The organism is Mesorhizobium sp. M1050, from assembly GCF_040318715.1.
Classification (GTDB): Bacteria; Pseudomonadota; Alphaproteobacteria; order Rhizobiales; family Rhizobiaceae; genus Mesorhizobium.
Window position 1 is genome coordinate 59,672 of sequence record NZ_JAMYMV010000013.1, and the last position, 18,522, is coordinate 78,193.

At 64.3% G+C, this 18,522-nt stretch carries 15 protein-coding genes; 5 read left to right on the plus strand and 10 right to left on the minus strand.

Features of this window, described 5'->3' with window-relative positions:
* Positions 1 to 103: 103 nt before the first annotated feature.
* Positions 104 to 1,432: a dicarboxylate/amino acid:cation symporter gene (locus tag NKH57_RS10610; protein WP_023756663.1), complete on the minus strand. Its 1,329-nt coding sequence runs from the start codon at positions 1,430 to 1,432 to the stop codon at positions 104 to 106.
* A 315-nt stretch (positions 1,433 to 1,747) separates the two neighbouring features.
* Here NKH57_RS10610 and NKH57_RS10615 point away from each other — a divergent pair, with 315 nt between their 5' ends.
* From NKH57_RS10615 to NKH57_RS10625, 3 genes are read left to right on the plus strand one after another with little or no spacing between them, the layout of a single operon-like run.
* A complete protein-coding gene (locus NKH57_RS10615) occupies positions 1,748 to 3,586 on the plus strand; it encodes a sensor histidine kinase (RefSeq protein WP_352944088.1) in 1,839 nt (612 codons plus the stop codon).
* On the plus strand, positions 3,583 to 4,974 hold the full coding sequence (locus tag NKH57_RS10620; RefSeq protein ID WP_352944019.1) for a sigma-54-dependent transcriptional regulator: 1,392 nt from the start codon (positions 3,583 to 3,585) through the stop codon (positions 4,972 to 4,974). The genes NKH57_RS10615 and NKH57_RS10620 overlap by 4 nt, the downstream gene beginning before the upstream one ends.
* Entirely contained in the window at positions 4,971 to 5,396 is a 426-nt protein-coding gene (locus tag NKH57_RS10625) for a GNAT family N-acetyltransferase (RefSeq protein ID WP_352944021.1), read from the plus strand. The genes NKH57_RS10620 and NKH57_RS10625 overlap by 4 nt, the downstream gene beginning before the upstream one ends.
* Here NKH57_RS10625 and NKH57_RS10630 read toward each other — a convergent pair whose 3' ends face one another.
* The 9 genes from NKH57_RS10630 to murA all read right to left on the minus strand — a co-directional run bounded on the left by NKH57_RS10630 (position 5,397) and on the right by murA (position 16,246).
* Positions 5,397 to 6,512 (minus strand): anhydro-N-acetylmuramic acid kinase, encoded by a 1,116-nt coding sequence (locus tag NKH57_RS10630; protein ID WP_352944023.1) that lies wholly within the window; start codon positions 6,510 to 6,512, stop codon positions 5,397 to 5,399.
* A complete protein-coding gene (locus tag NKH57_RS10635; RefSeq protein ID WP_352944025.1) occupies positions 6,512 to 7,513 on the minus strand; it encodes a serine hydrolase domain-containing protein in 1,002 nt (333 codons plus the stop codon). The genes NKH57_RS10630 and NKH57_RS10635 overlap by 1 nt, the downstream gene beginning before the upstream one ends.
* 229 nt (positions 7,514 to 7,742) lie before the next feature.
* The gene (locus NKH57_RS10640) at positions 7,743 to 9,491 is read right to left on the minus strand and encodes an ABC transporter ATP-binding protein (protein ID WP_352944027.1); all 1,749 of its coding nucleotides are present in this window, start codon (positions 9,489 to 9,491) and stop codon (positions 7,743 to 7,745) included.
* A complete protein-coding gene (locus NKH57_RS10645; RefSeq protein ID WP_352944029.1) occupies positions 9,488 to 10,327 on the minus strand; it encodes an ABC transporter permease in 840 nt (279 codons plus the stop codon). The genes NKH57_RS10640 and NKH57_RS10645 overlap by 4 nt, the downstream gene beginning before the upstream one ends.
* Entirely contained in the window at positions 10,327 to 11,286 is a 960-nt protein-coding gene (locus tag NKH57_RS10650) for an ABC transporter permease (protein WP_352944031.1), read from the minus strand. Before NKH57_RS10650 ends, NKH57_RS10645 begins: the two co-directional genes overlap by 1 nt.
* A 113-nt stretch (positions 11,287 to 11,399) precedes the next feature.
* Positions 11,400 to 12,917 (minus strand): ABC transporter substrate-binding protein, encoded by a 1,518-nt coding sequence (locus tag NKH57_RS10655; RefSeq protein WP_352944033.1) that lies wholly within the window; start codon positions 12,915 to 12,917, stop codon positions 11,400 to 11,402.
* 96 nt (positions 12,918 to 13,013) lie between these two features.
* Positions 13,014 to 13,937, minus strand: coding sequence for an N-acetylmuramic acid 6-phosphate etherase (gene murQ / locus NKH57_RS10660; RefSeq protein ID WP_352944035.1), 924 nt, complete (start codon positions 13,935 to 13,937; stop codon positions 13,014 to 13,016).
* Between the two features lie 156 nt (positions 13,938 to 14,093).
* Positions 14,094 to 14,993 (minus strand): glucosamine kinase nucleotide-binding domain-containing protein, encoded by a 900-nt coding sequence (locus NKH57_RS10665; protein WP_352944037.1) that lies wholly within the window; start codon positions 14,991 to 14,993, stop codon positions 14,094 to 14,096.
* Positions 14,990 to 16,246 carry a UDP-N-acetylglucosamine 1-carboxyvinyltransferase gene (murA, locus tag NKH57_RS10670; protein WP_352944039.1) on the minus strand — a complete coding sequence of 419 codons (1,257 nt, stop codon included), beginning with the start codon at positions 16,244 to 16,246 and terminating at the stop codon, positions 14,990 to 14,992. Before murA ends, NKH57_RS10665 begins: the two co-directional genes overlap by 4 nt.
* Positions 16,247 to 16,422: 176 nt before the next feature.
* On the opposite strand from murA, the gene NKH57_RS10675 reads away from it, so the two are divergent.
* On the plus strand, positions 16,423 to 17,283 hold the full coding sequence (locus NKH57_RS10675) for a MurR/RpiR family transcriptional regulator (RefSeq protein WP_352944040.1): 861 nt from the start codon (positions 16,423 to 16,425) through the stop codon (positions 17,281 to 17,283).
* Positions 17,284 to 17,792: 509 nt separating this feature from the next.
* A complete protein-coding gene (locus tag NKH57_RS10680) occupies positions 17,793 to 18,482 on the plus strand; it encodes an SDR family NAD(P)-dependent oxidoreductase (protein ID WP_352944042.1) in 690 nt (229 codons plus the stop codon).
* Positions 18,483 to 18,522 lie beyond the last annotated feature (40 nt).

Consider the following 18,522-nt stretch of genomic DNA (forward strand, 5'->3'; position numbering starts at 1 on the left):
CGTCGTCTTCGTCGGGCCGCGGAAAATCGACGTTGCGACCTGAACAACAACGGCCGGAGGCAGCATGCCTCCGGCCGTTGTTGGTATCAGACCGCACGGACTATTACTCGGCGGGAACGACATCCGCCGGCAGGTTGTCATCCGCGGTGCCTGCCAGGGCTCTCGCCAGCTTGGCCTCGTCGAGTTCGCCTTCCCAGCGCGCCACCACCAGCGTGGCGACGGCATTGCCGACGAAGTTGGTCAGCGCCCGGCACTCCGACATGAAACGGTCGACGCCAAGGATCAGCGCCATGCCGGCGACCGGCACCGCCGGAACAACCGAAAGCGTGGCGGCAAGGGTGATGAAGCCTGCCCCGGTGATGCCGGCGGCACCCTTGGACGAGAGCATCGCAACCAGCAGCAGCAGGATCTGGTCGCCCATCGACAGGTGGATGTTGGTTGCCTGAGCGATGAACAGCGCAGCCAGCGTCATGTAGATGTTGGTACCGTCGAGGTTGAACGAATAGCCGGTCGGAATGACTAGACCGACCACCGAGCGCTTGGCGCCGGCCTTCTCCATCTTCTCCATCAGCGAGGGCAGGGCTGCCTCAGACGATGAGGTGCCCAGCACCAGCAACAACTCTTCCTTGATGTAGCGGATCAGCGACAGGATGGAGAACCCGTTGTAGCGGCAGACCGCCCCCAGCACGACGAAGACGAACAGAAACGACGTCACGTAGAAAGTGCCGACCAGCATGGCGAGGTTGATGACCGCGCCGATGCCGTATTTGCCGATGGTGAACGCCATGGCGCCAAAGGCGCCGATAGGGGCTGCCTTCATCAGCACGCTGACCAGCTTGAAGATCGGCGTCGTCAGCGCCTGCAGGAAATTGAGGACGGGCGTGCCCTTGTCGCCGACCAGCGCCAGCGCAATGCCGAACAGCACCGAGAAGAACAGCACCTGCAGGATGTCGCCGTCGGCAAAGGCACCGACGATCGTCGTCGGGATGATGTTCATCAGGAAGCCGGTGACCGACTGGTCGTGCGCCTTCGCGGCATAGGTGTTGACGGTCGAGGCATCGAGCGTCGCCGGGTCGATGTTGAAGCCAGCGCCCGGCTGCACGACATTGGCCACAACAAGGCCGATGATCAGCGCCAGTGTCGAGAAGGTCAGGAAGTAGAGCATCGCCTTGCCGGCGACACGCCCGACCTTCTGCAGGTCGCTCATGCCGGCAATTCCCGTCGTCACGGTCAGGAAGATGACCGGGGCGATGATCATCTTGACCAGCTTGATGAAGGCGTCGCCGAGCGGCTTCATGCTCTCGCCGATCGACGGATAGAAGTGGCCGAGCAGGATGCCGACGGTGATCGCGACGAGCACCTGCACGTAGAGTTGGGCATAGAAAGGCTTGCGCCGCGCGGAAGCCGCGCCTGAATGATCTGCGATGTGCATCGAACTCTCCCTGCCGGATGGGGCGGAATGCACCGCCCTGCGTGACTTCTCCCATCGCGGCGCTCCGGTCGCACGCCGCTGCAAGGACTTTTGCAAGCGTCGTGCCAGATCGGGAAAAGGCCGGAATCCCGGTATTTCGGCCCTTGTTCGAGGTTAAGCGGGCGATGCCTGTGCGGATTTCCGCACAGGCATTGTTTGCCTGGGCGGATTTTCGCATTACACTGGCCGCAAAGCCGGGAAGGCTTGAGGAAGAGGAGCGGGCAGACGTCGCAAGCAGGCACCGATAGCGAATCCCCTGGATTTGCCGGACGTCAATTGCTGCGCGAGGTGGCGGCCCGGCTGCGCGATGGCCGCTGGCTTGTCGTGGTCGTCGCCCTTGCCTTCCTGGTTGGCGCGATCGCAATTGCCGGGCGCATTGCCTCCGGCCAAGCGGCAGACAATCTACGCGACACAGCACTTGCGGCCCTGCCGCTGGCGGCGGGGACGCTGACCGGCGAAATCGAAAAGCAGCGCCTGGTTCCCTTGGTGCTGGCACGTGACGACGCTGTACGCGGCGCTCTGCGCCGAGCCGGAAAAATGCAAGAAAAGGCCCTAGACGACAAGCTCAAGGCGATTGCCGGCGATGCCTCGGCGTCCGCCATTTATGTCATCGACACGGCAGGCATCGCCATATCAGCCAGCAATGCCGGCGAGCCGACCAGCTTTGTCGGCATTGACTACAATTTTCGGCACTATTTTCAGGAGGCCATGGCGCAGGGTGCCGCCAGCCAATATGGCCTCGGCACGATCAGCGGCAAGCCAGGCCTTTACCTGGCCAGCCGGGTCGACGATGGCGCCAAGCCGCTTGGCGTGGCGGTGTTGAAGGTCGAGCTAGACAGCGTCGAAGCCAATTGGCGCTCCAGCGGTTTTCTCGTCTTCGTCACCGATGAACGTGGCGTGGTGCTGGCTACCAGTCAGCCCGACTGGCGGTTTCGTGCCCTCGCACCACTCTCCGCGCAGGACACCGCCGCTGCCCACGAGCAGCTCCAGCTGGCCGATGCCGGCTTCAAACCCCTGCCGATCCGACGCGGCGCTGGTGACGGCCTGGCGACGATCGAAAGTGCCGGCAAGCAGCGCCAGTTCGTCGAGGTGGTGCAGGACCTGCCGGGTGCTGTCCCCGGTTGGCGTCTCTGGCTGCTGACGCCCGCCGATGCTGCTCTCTCCGCCGCCGCCAACACGGCGCGCCTCACCACACTGCTCGGCTTGCTGCTGATGGGCTTGCTAACCTTTGTGCTTACCCGGCGCCGGCGCGCCCACCGGCTGAGGCAGGAAGCGCTGGCGCGGATGAATGTCGAACTGGAGAGCCGGGTCAGCATGCGGACGGCCGAGCTGACGCGCTCCAACGCCGCACTTGCCGGCGAAATCGCCGAGCGCGAGAACGCCGAAGCCAAGGTCCGCCGGCTGCGTGACGACCTCGCCCAGGCCAACCGGCTTTCCATCCTCGGCCAGATCGCGGCCGGCGTGGCGCATGAGATCAACCAGCCGGTCGCCGCCATCCGCACCTATGCCGAGAATGCCGGCCGCTTTCTAGACAGCGGCAAGACCGTGCCGGCCAGCGGCAATCTGACGTCGATCGTCTCGATGACCGAACGTATCGGCGCGATCACCAGTACCTTACGCACCTTCGCCCGCCGGCCAGGCGTCGCCGCCTCGCCGCTGCCGGTGCGCGAGGCGATCGACGGCGCGCTGTCGCTGCTGTCCGGCCGCATCCGCGATTCCGGCGTGACCATCGTCAAGCCGCGTGGCAACGCGTCGCCGGTCGTCATGGCGAGCCGCATCCGGCTGGAGCAGATCCTGGTCAATCTGTTGCAGAATGCGCTCGACGCCATGAAGGACCAGCCTGATCCCCGCATCGAGATTGAACTCGCCGAGCGCGACGATCGGGTGCTGATTTCGGTGCGCGATAACGGCCCTGGCCTTGGGTCGGAGGCCGCCGGAAATCTGTTCATGCCGTTCCAGACCACCAAGGAGAAGGGGCTTGGCCTCGGACTGGTGATTTCGCAGGAGATCGCCCAGGAACTCGGCGGCACGCTGCGGCTCGATCCCGGCAGCGCCAGCGCCCCCGGCAGCGCCAGCGGCGCATCCTTCACCATCGACCTGAGGCGGATAGAATGACGGACCGATCAGGACTGGTGGCGCTCGTCGACGACGATGCGGACCTGCTTCACGCCACCACGCAATTGCTCGAGCTTGCCGGCTTCACCGTGGTGGCGCTCGACGCCGCCGGGGCCGCGCTTGATGTCGTCGACGGGAATTTTGAGGGCGTGGTCGTCAGCGACATCCGCATGCCGGGCATGAACGGTCTGCAACTGTTCGACCGCATCAAGGCGATCGATCCGGACATACCTGTGATCCTGGTCACCGGCCATGGCGATGTCGATCTTGCGGTGGCCGCGCTCAAGGACGGCGTTTACGATTTCATCCCGAAGCCCTATGCCGGCGATCGCCTTGTCGAGGCGCTGAAACGAGCATCGGAGAAGCGGCGGCTGGTGATGGAGAACCGCCGCTTGCGCGAGGCAGCGGCGCAGGCTGCCGACGGCCTGCCGCTGATCGGCGAAGCGCCATCCATCCGGCGCCTGCGCGAAACCTTGCGCCAGATCGCCGACATGGATGTCGACGTGCTGGTCGAAGGGGAAACCGGAACCGGCAAGGAAGTGGTGGCGGATCTTCTGCACAGATGGGGGCGGCGCCGGGCAAAACCCTTCGTGGCGCTGAATTGCGGCGCGCTGCCTGAGACTGTCATTGAAAGCGAACTGTTCGGCCATGAGGCGGGCGCGTTCACCGGCGCGCAGCGGCGGCGCATCGGCCGCATCGAGCATTCCAGCGGCGGCACGCTGTTTCTCGATGAGATCGAATCCATGCCGCCAGCCCTCCAGGTCAAGCTGCTGCGGGTGCTTGAAACGCGCAGCGTGACACCGCTTGGCTCGAACGAGACCCGCCGCGTCGACCTCAGGGTCGTCGCGGCGACCAAGGTCGATCTCGGCAGGCCGGACCAGCGCGGCGACTTTCGCGAGGACCTGTATTTTCGCCTCAACGTGGTGACGCTGCGCATACCGCCACTGCGCGAGCGCCGCGGCGACATCCCGATGCTGTTCGGGCATTTCCTCGGCAAGGCCTCGGAGCGGTTCGGCCGGCCCGTCGCCAAGGTGAACGCCGCCGTTAGCGATCATCTCCAGTCGCATGCCTGGCCGGGCAATGTGCGCGAGCTCGCCCATTTTGCCGATCGCGTCGCGCTCGGCCTCGGCCCGGACGATGAGACGAAGGTGGTTCCCAATCGTGTACCGGAACCAGAGGCGACGCTGCCCGAACGGGTCGGCCTCTACGAGGCAGAACTCATCCGCGATGCGCTGCGCTACCATGGCGGCGATGTGCGCAGCGCCATCGATGCGCTCGGCGTGCCGCGCAAGACCTTCTACGACAAGCTCAAGCGCTACGGCATCGCCGCGTCCGAATTTCGCAATGGCGGCGATCAGGACGCGCACCCTGTTCGGGGATCGATATGAAGACGACACTTGAAACGACGGCAAATCCCCTGCCGGAAGAACTCACCTTTCTCGGCGAGCGTCTGACGGCGTTCAACGATGGCGATGTCGGTGCTTCCGAAAGGAAGGCCCTGGCCGTGTTCGTGCGCGACGAGGCCGGTGCGGTCGTTGCCGGCATTTCGGGCTACACCGCCTGGGGCTGGCTCTATGTGCAATGGCTGTGGGTCGATGAGAGGCTGCGCGGCCAGCACGTGGCCGGCACTATGTTGGACGCGGCCGAACAGGAAGCTGTTGCGCGCGGCTGCAACAATGCCTGGATCGATACCTTCAATCCAAACGCCGCCAAGGTCTATCAGCGCCAGGGTTATCAGCCCTTCGGCACGCTGGCCGATTTCCCGGTCGGCCGCAGCCGTATCTTCCTGCAGAAGAAACTGGTTGGCTGACTATCCGGCCAGCCGTCCGCCGCGCATCGGTTTCGGTGCGCCTGTCGTGCTCGGGAAACTGATCGGCAAGCCGCGTAGCACGCGAACCGCGAGGAACGCAAAGCACTCCGCCTCGACCGCGTCCCCGCTCCAGCCCAGGGTCTCGGCCTGCACCACCTCGACGCCGGCGCGGCTGGCGAGCATTGCCATCATCGTCGGGTTGTGGCGCCCGCCGCCGCTGACCACCAGCTTTCTAGGCCGCCGTGGCAAAAGGTCGAGCGCCTTGCCGACGGCAGCAGCAGTGAAGGCGGTGAGCAGGGCAGCACCGTCTTCGGCGTTCAAACCGTCCGCCATCGCGGCACCGAAGTCGAATCGGTCCAGCGATTTGGGATAGGCTTTGGTCAGATAGGGGTGCTGCAACAGCTTGGCGAGCCTTGCCTCATCGACCGTTCCCGCTCGGCCAAGTGCGCCATCGCGGTCCATTTCGCCGAGCCCTTTCGATTTGATGAAATCATTGAGCGGCGCATTGGCGGGGCCGGTATCGAAAGCAACGACATTGTCGGCGCCGTCCCACCAGGTGATGTTGGCGACGCCGCCCAGATTGAGCACCGCCACCTCGCCATTGGCGCCGGCGCTGCGCATCAGCGCCGTGTGATAGACAGCGGCCAAAGGCGCGCCTTGCCCACCGGCGCGCATGTCGGCCGAACGGAAATCGTAGGCGACCTTGGTGCCCAACAGGGCGTGCATCAGTTCGCCATCGCCGAGCTGCCGGGTCTGGCCAAGCCGTCCGGCCTGCGGCGCACGATGCAGCACCGTCTGGCCGTGAAAGCCGACGACGCCGATGTCGGCCATCGTCATGCCATAGCTTTCGACCAACTCCTTGACCGCCGCCGACTGGGCTCGCGTCAGCGCCTCCTCCGCCTTGCGAAAGATCGCCGGCTCCGGCCCGGTGAAGTTCCAGGCCCGTGCCTCCTTCAGCGTCTCTTCCAGCAGGGAGCGGATCGACGAGGGATAAGGCATCAGCCGATAGGTGCCGAAATCCTCGATCCGTTCGCCATCGGTCTTGATCAGCGCGACGTCGATGTTGCCGTCCAGCACGGTGCCGGTCATCAGGCCGACGGCCCAGATTGGTTCCATTATTGAGCTCCATTGACGAGATCGCCGACCGCCTGCCGAAGCGAACCGATTCCACTGTCGAAATGACGTGTCGGATGGATCCGGTTGGTGAGCAAGGTCCAGGCCTTGCCTCCGTAGAAGTCGATCCACAGTCCCGTGCCGGTGAAGCCGGTGTGGCCGATAGTGCCCGGACCGCATCGGGCCCCGCCGGACCAGCCTTCATACGGGCGCTCCCAGCCATGGGTGCGCGTGGCGGACAAGGCTGTGCGCATCAGTGCGATCGAACGTTCGGAGGCGCCGCTCAGCAGCCCTTGCGCGAAATCGAGCACCGAGGCCGCCGTTCCAAATAGGCCGGCATGCCCCGCGCCTTGCAGCGCCGAGCAATTGTCGTCGTGGACCTCGCCGGACAGCACGCGATGGCGCCAGCTGCAGTCCTCGGTCGCGGCGGCAGCATCCGGTTCGGCGGACCAGGCGAATCCGGGGCCGGGATCCATGTTCCGGATCGTCTTCCCCGACAGCCGCTCCAGCACAAAGCCGAGCAGGATGAAGTTGATGTCGGAATAGACCGGGTCGCGGGCCCGCCATTCGCGCTGCAGGATGAAGGCGCGCAGCAGTTCGGGGTCGCGCCCATACGTGTAGATCGGCTCGACCGCCGGAAAGGGCGTCTGGTGGCCGAGGCACTGCCGAAACGTCACCTTCCGCTCCCAGGCTTCGGCATCATACTGGCGCAGGTCCGGCAGCACCGAGACCAGCGGCGCATCGAGATCGATGACCCCATCTTCCGCCAGTGCCAGGATGCGCGGCGTTGTGAAGATGACCTTAGTTAGCGATGCCAGGTCGAACCAGGTGTTGTCCCGCATGGGGCGGGGTTTCGGCACGAGCTGCGCGGAGCCGATCGATCGGATGATGCGGCCGCCGTTTTTATCGGCGATGCCGAGCACGCCGCCGGGTATGCGCTTGGTGGAAACTGCCGTTGCTAGCGGTTGGAATGCGCGATTGAAGAGTTGGGAGAGGTGGTTCAATGTTGGCCTCCGTCCGAGAGGCCGTGATCCGTCACACCCCCCTCTGTCCTGCCGGACATCTCCCCCGCAAGGGGGGAGATTGGCAGCGTTGATGTCCCGCCAACCTTCCAATTTTGGAGATTGGCGAAAGCCGAGGCGACATCAGATCTCCCCCCTTGCGGGGGAGATGCCCGGCAGGGCAGAGGGGGGTGCTGTCCCGCCGAGTTTAGAAGTGTCTGCGCGCCACCCATCACACCTCCACCCTCGCCATATGATCCCCGCCAAACTGCTCCCACCGCGCCGGAGCCGGCTCAAACCCCTGCGGGCGGACCAGCGAAGGAACCTGGCGCGTATCGATCTCGAAATGCTCGTGCCGTCGGTCGATGGTCGGAACGGCGGCGATGAGCTTCTTCGTATAAGAATGCTTCGGTTGCGACAGCACCGAGGTCGCATCACCGATCTCGACGATCTGGCCGGCATAAATGACGGCGATCCTGTGCGCGATCCGCTCGACGACCGCCATGTCGTGCGAGATGAACAGATAGGCTAGCCCGAACTCGCGCTGCAAATCGACCAGCAGCTCCAGCACTTTGGCCTGCACCGAGACATCGAGCGCCGACACCGCTTCATCCAGAACGACGACGGAAGGGTTGAGCATCAGCGCGCGGGCGATGCACAGCCTTTGCCGCTGGCCGCCGGAGAATTCATGGGGGTAGCGCTCCAGGCTGTTCTTGGGCAAGCCTACGCGTTCGAGCAGGCTCGTCATTCTCGTGCGGATCTTGGCGTCCACCCGACCGCCGGTTGCGATCACCGGTTCGGCCAGGATGCTCTCGATGCTGAGCCTCGGATTGAGCGACGCGTAGGGGTTCTGGAACACCATCTGCACGGGCAGGGCGCTTTGCTGAGCAGAAGCTTTTCTCGCGCCGACCGAGAAGCTGCCGCGCGTCGACCGCACCAGCCCCAGGACGGCACGCGCGGTGGTCGATTTGCCCGAACCGCTCTCGCCGACGATGGCCAAAGTTTCGCCTGGCATCAGGTCGAAATCGACGCCGTCGACGGCATGCACGGCGCCAGTGGCGCGGCTGAAGAAACTGCTCTTGAGAGGAAACCGCACCACGAGGCCGTCGACCTTCAAGGCCGGCTCGTGGCTCGCGCCCTTGTCGCGCCGTCCGTCCGAACGCGTGGTGCTGCCATTGGTGAAATGCGGCACGTCCTGCAGCAGATGCTGCGTATAGGGATGCTGCGCATTGTCGAGGATCTGGTTCAACTCGCCTTGCTCGACGTGATGGCCGTTCTGCATCACCATCACCTTGTCGGCGATGCCGGCGACCAGGCCAATGTCGTGCGTGATGAAGATCATCGACATGCCGGTTTCCCGCTTCAGTTCGGCAAGCAGCGCCATGATCTGCGCCTGCACCGTCACGTCGAGTGCCGTCGTCGGCTCGTCGGCGATCAGCAGGCGCGGATTGCAGGCCAGGGCAATGGCGATCATCACCCGCTGCAACATGCCGCCCGACAGCTGGTTGGGCGTGTATTTCAGCCGCCGCGCGGCGTCGGGAATGCGCACGCGGTCGAGCGCATCCTTGGCCGCTGCCGTGGCTTGCCTGCCGGTCAGGCCGCGGTGCAGGCGAAAGGATTCCTCGATCTGCCAGCCGATAGTCAGCACCGGGTTGAGCGAGGTCATCGGCTCCTGGAAGATCATGCCGATCTCGGCGCCGCGAATGCCGGTCAGTTGCGGTTCGGTCGCGGTCATCAGGTCGAAAAGGCTGCCGTCGGCGCGTTTCAGCGTCATGGCGCCGCCGGTGATGCGGCCGCCGCCGAAATCGATGAGGCGGTTGATCGAGAGCGCGGTGACGGACTTGCCCGAGCCGCTTTCGCCGACTATGGCCAGCGTCTCGCCATCAGCCAGATCGAAGCTTATGCCGCGCACCACCTCGTTGGCTTGCGGATCGCGGCCGAAGCCAACGCGCAGGTCGCGAACGGACAGCAGCGGCATCATGCCGGCGCTCTCCGCATCTTCGGGTCGAGGATATCGCGCAGGGCATCGCCAAGCAGGTTGAAGCCGAGGATGCTGATCATGATCGTCAGGCCCGGAAAGATCATCAGCCAGGGGGCGGTCTCCATCAGATTGCGGCTGTCGCTCAGCATCAGACCGAGCGAGGCCGCCGGCGGCTGTGTGCCGAGGCCAAGAAAGCTCAAACCGGCTTCGGTCAAAAGCGACCATGCCAGCGCCAGCGTCACCTGCACGGTCAAGGGCGCCACCAGATTGAGCAGCAGATGGCGCGTCACGATGTAGCTCGAACTGCTGCCGAAGGTGCGTGCGGCATCGACGAATTCACGCGCCTTGAGCGACAGCGCAGGGCCACGCACGACGCGGGTGAATATCGGCGTGTAGACGATGCCGATGGCAACGACGCTGGTCCAAGTGCCGGGTCCGGCGACGGTGACGATGAGCAGCGCCAAAAGGATGGCCGGGAAGGCCAGCAGCACATCCATGATCCGCATGACAGCACCGTCCCAGCGGCGTCCGAGCCAGGCGGCGGCCAGCCCGAGCACGGTGCCGGCCAGAGTGGCGAAGGCCACCGAGAAGAAGGCAACCGTGAAGGACTGGCCGATGCCTGCCATCAGCCGGCTGGCCACATCGCGACCGAACAGGTCGGTACCCATCCAGTAGACGCCGTTGGGGGCATGCAGCCGGTCGACGCGGTACTGCGTGATGGGATTGTGCGGCGTCAGCCCCAGCATGGCAAGCATGGCGACCGTGATATAGACGCCGACGATGACGCCGCCGATGCGGCCGCTGCTATGGCCGAAGATGGCGCGCAGGATGCGCATCAGGACTCCCCCAGCCGGATGCGCGGATCGAGCGCGACATAGGCGAGATCGACCAGGAGATTGACGATCATGAAGTTCAAGGCGATGAACAGAACGCTGCCCTGCACCAGCGCGTAGTCGCGCTGCTGGATCGCGTCCAGCACCATGCGACCGAGGCCGGGCAGCGCGTAGATCTGCTCAACGATTACGGCGCCGCCCAGGAGGTAGCCGAACTCGATGCCGCTCAGCGTCACGACCGGGATGAGCGCGTTGGGCAGAGCGTGCCGCCAGATGACGCTGCGCGCCGAGGCGCCCTTGCTGCGCGCGGTCCGCACATAGTCGTCGCTCAACACATCGAGCATGGCCGAGCGCGATATGCGGGTGACCGACGCCGCGAAGGCGAAGCCGAGCGTGATGGCGGGCAGGATCAATTGGCTGAGATTGCGCAAGGGATCCTGCCAGAGCGGCGCGAATTCGCCCATCGCCGGCAGCACGCCGAAGCCGGCCGACAGCGTGTAGATGATCAGCAGGCCAAGCACGAAGCTCGGCGTCGACTGGCCGATCATGGCGACGATGCGCACTCCCAAATCGGACAGCTTCTCGTTGTGGGTGGCGGCATAGATCCCGGCCGGCATGCCGGCAGCGAGCGCGATGACCATCGATAGAACGGCCAGTTCAAGCGTCAGTGGAAAGCGCTCGAGGATGACGTCGAGCACCGGCCTGCCATAGGTGACCGAGATGCCGAGATTTCCATGCAGGATGCCGCCTATCCAGCGCCAGTACTGGACGAACCAGGGCTGGTCGGTGCCGAAATAGGCGGCGAGCGCGTCGCGCTGTGCCGGCGTCAGCAGCCCGGCTTCGGTGCCCAGCATCGCCGTGATCGAATCGCCCGGCACCATCCGGATCGCCACGAAGACCAGGACGGATACGCCAAGCAGGACGAGAGGAAACGTCGCCAGTCGTCGCATCAGATAATTCACGCGAAGAAGTCCTCTCGTCTAGAGCATGATGCCGAAAAGTGTGAAGCGGTTTTCTCGGACAAACGGATATCGTTTGTCCAGACATCATGCTCTATCTCTACAGCCTGCGGTGGCTACTGCTGGATGGTAACCTTGCTCAGGCTGAACAGCGTACCCGTCGGCGTCGGCACGAACTCGGCGATGTTCTTCTGCTGGGCCGTATAGCTGTAGGACGTGTAGAGCCAGATCCACGGCGACATTTCGGTGAGATGCTTCTCGAACGCGGCGAAGATCGCCTTGCGTTTTGCCGGATCGGTTTCGGCGCGGCCCTGCTGCATCTGGCTGTCGAGCGTGTCGTCGATGTAGTTCGCCACCTTCTGCAGATTGCCCGCCTTGGTCCAGTAGCGGTTGTACATGGTGTAGGGATCGGCGCGGCCGCCGTTCAAGGCGATCGCCATGTCGAAGTCGCCCTTCAGCCAGGCATCGACATAGACGTTGAGCTCCATCATCTTGATGTCGAGCTTGACGCCGATTTCGGCGAGCTGCGACTGGATGACCTGGGCCTCCGCCGCTGCCGTCGGCGGTTCGCCGGTGGCGCCGATTACGGTCGCCGAAAAGCCGTCGGCATAGCCGGCCTCTTGCATCAGCTTCTTGGCCTTTTCGACGTCGCGCTTGTAGCAGAACAACTGACTCGGGTCGGTCGCGAGCGCCGGAATGGTAAGCGGCCCGGTGACCTTGCCTTCGCCCAGCGAAGCGGTGTCCAGCACTTCCTGGCGGTCGATGGCGCAGGAGATGGCCTGGCGCACCTTGAGCTCGGTCATCGGCTTGCGCGACGGATTGAGCTGCAGCACGTGATAGGCGAGCACCGGCACGCGGTTCAACTGCAGGCTGGATTCCTTCGGCACCAGCGTGGCGACGAGCGGGTCGTTGAGCAGCGCGAAATCGATCTGCTTGGTGCGCATGGCGGCCAGGATCGCCGCTTCATCGGGAAGCACGCTGATTTCGATGCCATCGACACCGGTTGCGCCCCCGGCCCAATCCTTGTTGGCGCTCAAGACTTCCTTTGCGTTAGGGTCCCATTTGTCGAGCTTGAAGGGTCCCGAGCCTAAAGCCTTGGTGCCGATCGAGCCGGCCTTGATTTCGCCGGCCGGGACGATGGCCGCGTTGACGTCGCTCATTGCCGTCAGGATCGGCACATCGGGCTGCGAAAGATGGAACACGACGGTGGCAGCATCCGGCGTATCGATGCTGGCGATCGACAGGAAGTTGGCACGAGCCGCAGCCCCCGTCTTCTCGTCGAGGATGCGTTCGAACGATGCCTTGACGTCGGCCGAGGTCACGGCAGCGCCGTCCTGGAATTTCGCCTTGGGGTCGAGCTTGAAGGTCAGCTCCTTGCCGTCCTTGGAGAACTCCCAGGAGGTGGCGATGGCGGGGATGATCTGCAGGCTGGCGTCGACCCGCACCAGCGGCTCATAGATCAGCTCCAGCAGCCGCAGCGACGAAAACGCCGTCTGCTTGTGCGGATCAAGTCCCGTGGCGTCCTGTGACCAGGCCATGTGCAGCGTTGCTGCGTGGCTCGAAACCGTCGCAATGCCGAGCATCGCGGCCAGCGTGATACCTGAAAGCAGTGTTCTTGTGAGATGCCTTGCCATTTTCGTCTCCCTTTGTGATTTGACTCGATGCCTTGCAGTTCTGCCGACCGCTTCCAAGACACACATGCTTTGGACCATCGGCCCAGTCTATGCGGCTCACGCCGTCATGTCGCTGATTGCCTTTCGCAGGAACCCGCAGGCCTTGCCGAGAGCCGCGCGCGCCTCCTCGACACCCATGCCGGTGATCGTCACCAGAATCGCCAGCTTGACATCGTTGCCGGTCTGGCCGAGCGCCTGTTTTGCCTGTCGCGCCGTACAGCCGGTCGTCTGCATGACGATCCTGATCGCCCTGGCGACAAGTTTCTTGTTCGACGGGTTAAGGTCGACCATCAGGTTCTGGTAACTCTTGCCGATGCGGATCATCGAGGCAGTGGTCAGCATGTTGAGCACCAGCTTCTGCGCGGTTCCGGACTTCAGCCGGGTCGAGCCGGTGAGCACTTCCGGGCCGACAACCGGCGAGATGGCAATGTCGGCGATGCCGGCGGTGGTGGAGGCCGGATTGCAGGACAGGGCGACCGTCGTTGCGCCCACCTGCCGGGCATAGTTCAATCCGCCGATGACATAGGGTGTGCGGCCGCTGACCGCGATGCCGACCACCACGTCGTCTGCTGTGAGCGTGATCTCCCGCAATGCCTTGGCGCCCATTTTCGGATCGTCCTCGGCGCCTTCCATCGACCGCACCAGGGCGTCGGCACCGCCGGCGATCAGGCCGACCACCATGCCTTCGGGCACGCCGAAGGTGGGCGGACACTCCGATGCATCGAGAACGCCAAGCCGGCCGCTCGTGCCGGCGCCCATATACACAAGCCGCGCGCCGTTCTGGAAGGCAAGCACGATACGGTCCACCGCGGCAGCGATTTCAGGCAGGACCTTTTCGACAGCCGCTGCAACAGCCTTGTCCTCGTCATTGATCTTGCGCAGGACGTCTATGGTCGGGAGCAGGTCGATGTCCATCGTCCTCGGGTTCCGGCCCTCGGAGACGAGCCGGTCCAGCTCAGACATCAACCCTTGCTCGGTCATCCCAGTGCTTTCAAGAGCCACGCGGCACAGCCGGATGAGCATGGCTCGCCGATCGGGAGCAGCATACACGGGCCAAGAGCCCGTCCTCGCACCCTGATTTCTCTGTTAACTTTTTAGAATTGGATATTCGTATCGTCAACAGAGATATGGAATATTCTATTCCTTTGTAGCAAGACGCTGCCGTCGGTGAAGGGACTTCCTGGCAAGGATGATCGCGCCGGACACGGCATCGCCGTCAGCAGGCTTCAGGCGGCGCCGGACATCGGGGGAGAGCCACGGTTCGAGCGCGCTGGCGAGGCCGCCGAGCAAGGCCACGCGCGGCGCGCCTTTTTCGAACAGCACCCGCACCAGCGTATCGATCTGCTCGGCCGCACTTTGCACGATGCGCCGTGCGACCGGATCGCCCTGATCGGCGTGGCGCATCACCATCGGCGCCAGGGCGGCATAGTCCGTAGGGCTGGCGCGGTCCATCCAGGCGACCGCTTCCATCGGATCGTCTTCGAAACGCTGCATCACTTCTGCCAGAAGTGCTGTCCGCTCATGGCGGCCGTCATGGGCGCGCAACGCCAGCTGCACGGCTTTCAGGCCGAGATCGGCGCCGCTGCCCTCGTCGGAGATCGGAAAGCCGTAGCCGCCGACACGCAGGTCGCGTCCGTCGACAAAGCCGAGGCCGATCGAACCGGTGCCGGCGATGACGATGGCGCCGTCCTGGCCCGAATGCGCGCCCAGGCAGGCGCCGACTCCGTCGCTGACGAAATCGATGCTGGCGAAGGGATGCGCGATCGCCCTGAGTGCTTCCAGCGCGCCTTTGCGGCCGATGCCGGCAAGGGCGATACCGGCGTGGGTCCGGGCGATCTCCGCAGCCCCGAAGCCCGCTTCTTCGACCGCCGTGCCAAACGCTTTCGCGACCGACGCCCAGGCGGCGTCGATGCCGAGCCGCGTCGTCGCCGGGCCCGACAGTCCTTGTCCCAGCACAGTTCCATCCGAGTCCTCGATGCGGGCGCGACAGCCGGTGCCGCCTCCGTCGACGCCGAGAAAGTAGCGCCCCGGGCTCATGCGCTCAGCCGCTCGATGTCGGCGCCGCACAGGCGCAGCTTGTGGTCCAGTTGCTCATAGCCGCGGTCGAGGTGGTAGACCCGGTTGATGATGGTTTCGCCCTCGGCGACCAGAGCCGCCAGCACCAGCGACACCGAAGCGCGCAGATCGGTGGCCATCACCTGCGCGCCGTACAGTGTCGCCCCGCCGCGCACCAGCGCCGTCGTGCCCTGCAGTTTGATGTTGGCGCCGAGCCGCATCAATTCGGGAACATGCATGAAGCGATTCTCGAAGATGGTTTCACGCAGCAGCGATGCGCCGTCAGTGCAGCACATCAGCGCCATGAACTGCGCCTGGAGGTCGGTCGGAAACCCCGGATAGGGTTCCGTGGTGAGATCGACAGCCTTGAGCGGCCTATCGCGCGAGACGATAAGCCCGCGGTCGCCGGGCCAGACGCTGACGCCGGTGGCCTCCAGCAATTGCACCACCGAGGCCATGTGCTCGAGCCGGGCGTGGGTCAGCTCCAGCTGGCCGCCGGTGATCGCAGCGGCAATCGCATAGGTGCCGGCCTCGATCCGGTCCGGGATGATGTCGTGCCTGGCCGCATGCCAACTCGTGCCGCCGGCAATCAGGATGCGGTGCGTGCCGGCACCCTCGATACGCGCGCCCATGGCGTTGAGGCAAGCGGCGAGATCAGCCACTTCAGGTTCGCGAGCCGCGTTGAGGATTTCGGTTTCGCCCTTGGCCGTGGTCGCCGCCATCATGGCGGTTTCCGTCGCGCCGACCGACGGTGAGCTCAAGACGATGCGCGTGCCGGTCAGCCCGTTCGGCGCCGATGCGACGATCGAACCGTTCTCGATGGCAATCCTGGCGCCCAGCGCGGCAAGTGCTGAGACATGCATGTCGACCGGCCGCGCACCGATCGCGCAGCCGCCCGGCAGCGAAACCCGGGCATGACCGAAACGGGCCAGCAGCGGCGCCAGCACCAGCACTGTCGCCCGCATTTTTCGCACCGTGTCGTAGGACGTTTCCTTTGATACGGCGGCACTGGTGTCGATCGTCGCGGCATGCGCCGACCGCGTCACTTGGGCGCCATGAAGCCGCACCACGCCGAGCATGTTTTCGACATCGGTCACATCAGGCAGATTGGTCAGTTCGAGCGGGTAGGGGTTGAGCAGCGCGGCCGCTATCTGCGGCAAAGCCGCGTTCTTGGCGCCGGATATGGTGACCGCGCCTTCCAGTCTTTGTCCGCCGACGATCCGCAATCTGTCCATGGTTTAAAACCTTTGTGCGAAAGCCGGCCACGCAGGGGCGGCTCGCTCTGGAGATGTTGCTCCGAATTCCGGATCTTGGCCCGTTCCGGTCGAGAATTAATTCTACGTTCTTGGCTGTCAATCAGAATTGGAATATTTTATTCCTTTTGCCGTCACCTGAAAGTGCGAGGGAATCCGTGTCAGTTCTGAACAGGATCAATGCGAAGCTCGACGGCATGGCGCCTGGCGATCGTGAGATCGGCCAGTACATCGTCGACAACCCCGACCAGATGCTGCGCCTGTCGACGGCGGCTCTTGCCGCCGAGATCGGACGCAGCCAGTCGAGCGTCGTCAAGTTCAGCCAGAAGCTCGGCTATGCCAGCTATCAGGAGCTCAAGCTCGCCGTCAGCGAGGCCAAGGCGCAGGAATGGCAGGTGCCGGCGGGCATGATCCACGGGTCGATCGAGGTCGGCGACAACTACCAGGTCATTTTGAAGAAGCTGATCGGCAGCAAGCTCCTGTCGATGCAGCGGACGGTCGCCGCCAACACCGAGCGCATCATCTCCAGGACGCTGGAATTGCTGGATGGCGCGCGCCGCATCCATCTGGCCGGCGTCGGTGCTTCCTCGCTGGTGGCGCGCGATTTCTCCTACAAGCTGATGAAGCTTGGCCGCAATGTCCTGCATGACAGCGACAGCCACATCCAGATGGCCAATGTCTCGACGCTCGGGCCCGGCGACGTGCTGTTCGCACTCTCCTATTCCGGCGCCAGCATCGAAACCTTGCGCATCGCCGAGCTTGCGTACAAGCGCGGCACGACCGTGATCGCGGTCACCGGCCTGCACGACAATCCGCTCAGCCGCGTCGCAGACATCTGCCTCTACACCATCGCCGACGAGGAGCGGGCGCGCTCGTCCTCGATCACCGCGCGCGACGCGCAGCTGGCGCTGACGGACTTGCTGTTCATCCTGCTGGTGCAGAAACAGCCGGACGCCAACGAGTATGTCCACAACAGCGAAGCGGCGGTTTCGGTGCTGAAAGCGGAACGGCCTTCGTAGCACTTCAGGCGATATTGGATTGCACCGCCACGACCCTTTGCGGCAATTCAAATGCGATCTTCTTTCTTGAAGCTTATTTCGGCTGGCCCCAGCTATATGATGGGAAAGTTTGGTCGGCAGGGATCGACATGAAGGTACTTGGACGCGAAATCTATTGGCCTCCGCTACGACCAGGAGACGCTACTGGCATCCTATTGACGTTGGCGTTGTTGGCAGTCGTAGTTATTGCGTTGTCGATTTTTCCGATGCAAACGCGAGAGATACAGACGCAAGGGAATTTTGGCTTCGGACCGGAATGGGACTGTGCGTGGCCCGGTAGGGGCGGACCAGTGTGCGTCAAATCTTCCAAGACGCAACCGGCGCCGAGAACCCCGGTGCCTTCCACCCACAACCAAAATTCAAACTGAGACACTACCCAGCAATTCCATCTCTTGCCTGTCACCCGCGAAGGCGCGACCCTGCCCAATAGGCGAAACGCTTCCGCCGAAATCCGCAAGGAGAGAAAAATCATGACATCCGATGTGGCCGTCATCGCAGGCGCCGGCGCTGGTCTGAGCGCCTCGCTTGCGCGCCTTCTCACCCGCGAGGGCTTTCGCGTGGTTCTGGCCGCCCGCAACGTGGAGAAGCTGAGCGCTCTGGTCGACGAGACCGGTGCGCTGGCCGTCGAGACGGATGTCGCCGACGCCGCATCCGTGGCCAAGCTGTTCGACGCCGCCGACAAGGCCGGCCCGCTGGCGCTTGCGGTGTTCAACGCCAGCGCGCGCACGCGCGGCCCGATCGCCGATCTCGATACCGAAGCGGTCAAACAGGCATTGCTGGTCGGCGCCTATGGCGGCTTCCTGGTCGGCCAGCAGGCGGCGCGTCGGCTGCTTGTCCGGGGTTCCGGATCGATCCTGTTCACCGGCGCCACCGCCAGTGTGAAGGGATTTTCCGGCTCGGCCGGCTTTGCCATGCCGAAGTTCGGCCTGCGCGGCTTGGCGCAGTCCATGGCCCGCGAACTCGCCCCGAGGAACATCCACGTCGCCCACTTCATCATCGACGGGGCGATCGAGCCGCCCGGTCAGCCCGGTGACCCGGACCGGCCGGACCGCCGCCTGTCGCCGGACGCCGTCGCCGAGGCCTATCTCGCGGCCCATCGCCAGCACCGCAGCGCCTGGAGCTCGGAGCTCGAGCTGCGGCCCTGGGTCGAGACGTTTTGACAATCCAACGGGTCGCCCAAGGGGCGACCTCATCGTGCAA

Bases quoted from the DNA above. Each gene is read 5' to 3' on its own strand.
- NKH57_RS10610 (WP_023756663.1), bottom strand. From the start codon at position 1,432: ATGCACATCGCAGATCATTCAGGCGCGGCTTCCGCGCGGCGCAAGCCT.
- NKH57_RS10620 (WP_352944019.1), top strand. From the start codon at position 3,583: ATGACGGACCGATCAGGACTGGTGGCGCTCGTCGACGACGATGCGGAC.
- NKH57_RS10625 (WP_352944021.1), top strand. From the start codon at position 4,971: ATGAAGACGACACTTGAAACGACGGCAAATCCCCTGCCGGAAGAACTC.
- NKH57_RS10630 (WP_352944023.1), bottom strand. From the start codon at position 6,512: ATGGAACCAATCTGGGCCGTCGGCCTGATGACCGGCACCGTGCTGGAC.
- NKH57_RS10640 (WP_352944027.1), bottom strand. From the start codon at position 9,491: ATGATGCCGCTGCTGTCCGTTCGCGACCTGCGCGTTGGCTTCGGCCGC.
- NKH57_RS10645 (WP_352944029.1), bottom strand. From the start codon at position 10,327: ATGCGCATCCTGCGCGCCATCTTCGGCCATAGCAGCGGCCGCATCGGC.
- NKH57_RS10655 (WP_352944033.1), bottom strand. From the start codon at position 12,917: ATGGCAAGGCATCTCACAAGAACACTGCTTTCAGGTATCACGCTGGCC.
- murQ (WP_352944035.1), bottom strand. From the start codon at position 13,937: ATGACCGAGCAAGGGTTGATGTCTGAGCTGGACCGGCTCGTCTCCGAG.
- NKH57_RS10665 (WP_352944037.1), bottom strand. From the start codon at position 14,993: ATGAGCCCGGGGCGCTACTTTCTCGGCGTCGACGGAGGCGGCACCGGC.
- murA (WP_352944039.1), bottom strand. From the start codon at position 16,246: ATGGACAGATTGCGGATCGTCGGCGGACAAAGACTGGAAGGCGCGGTC.
- NKH57_RS10680 (WP_352944042.1), top strand. From the start codon at position 17,793: ATGACATCCGATGTGGCCGTCATCGCAGGCGCCGGCGCTGGTCTGAGC.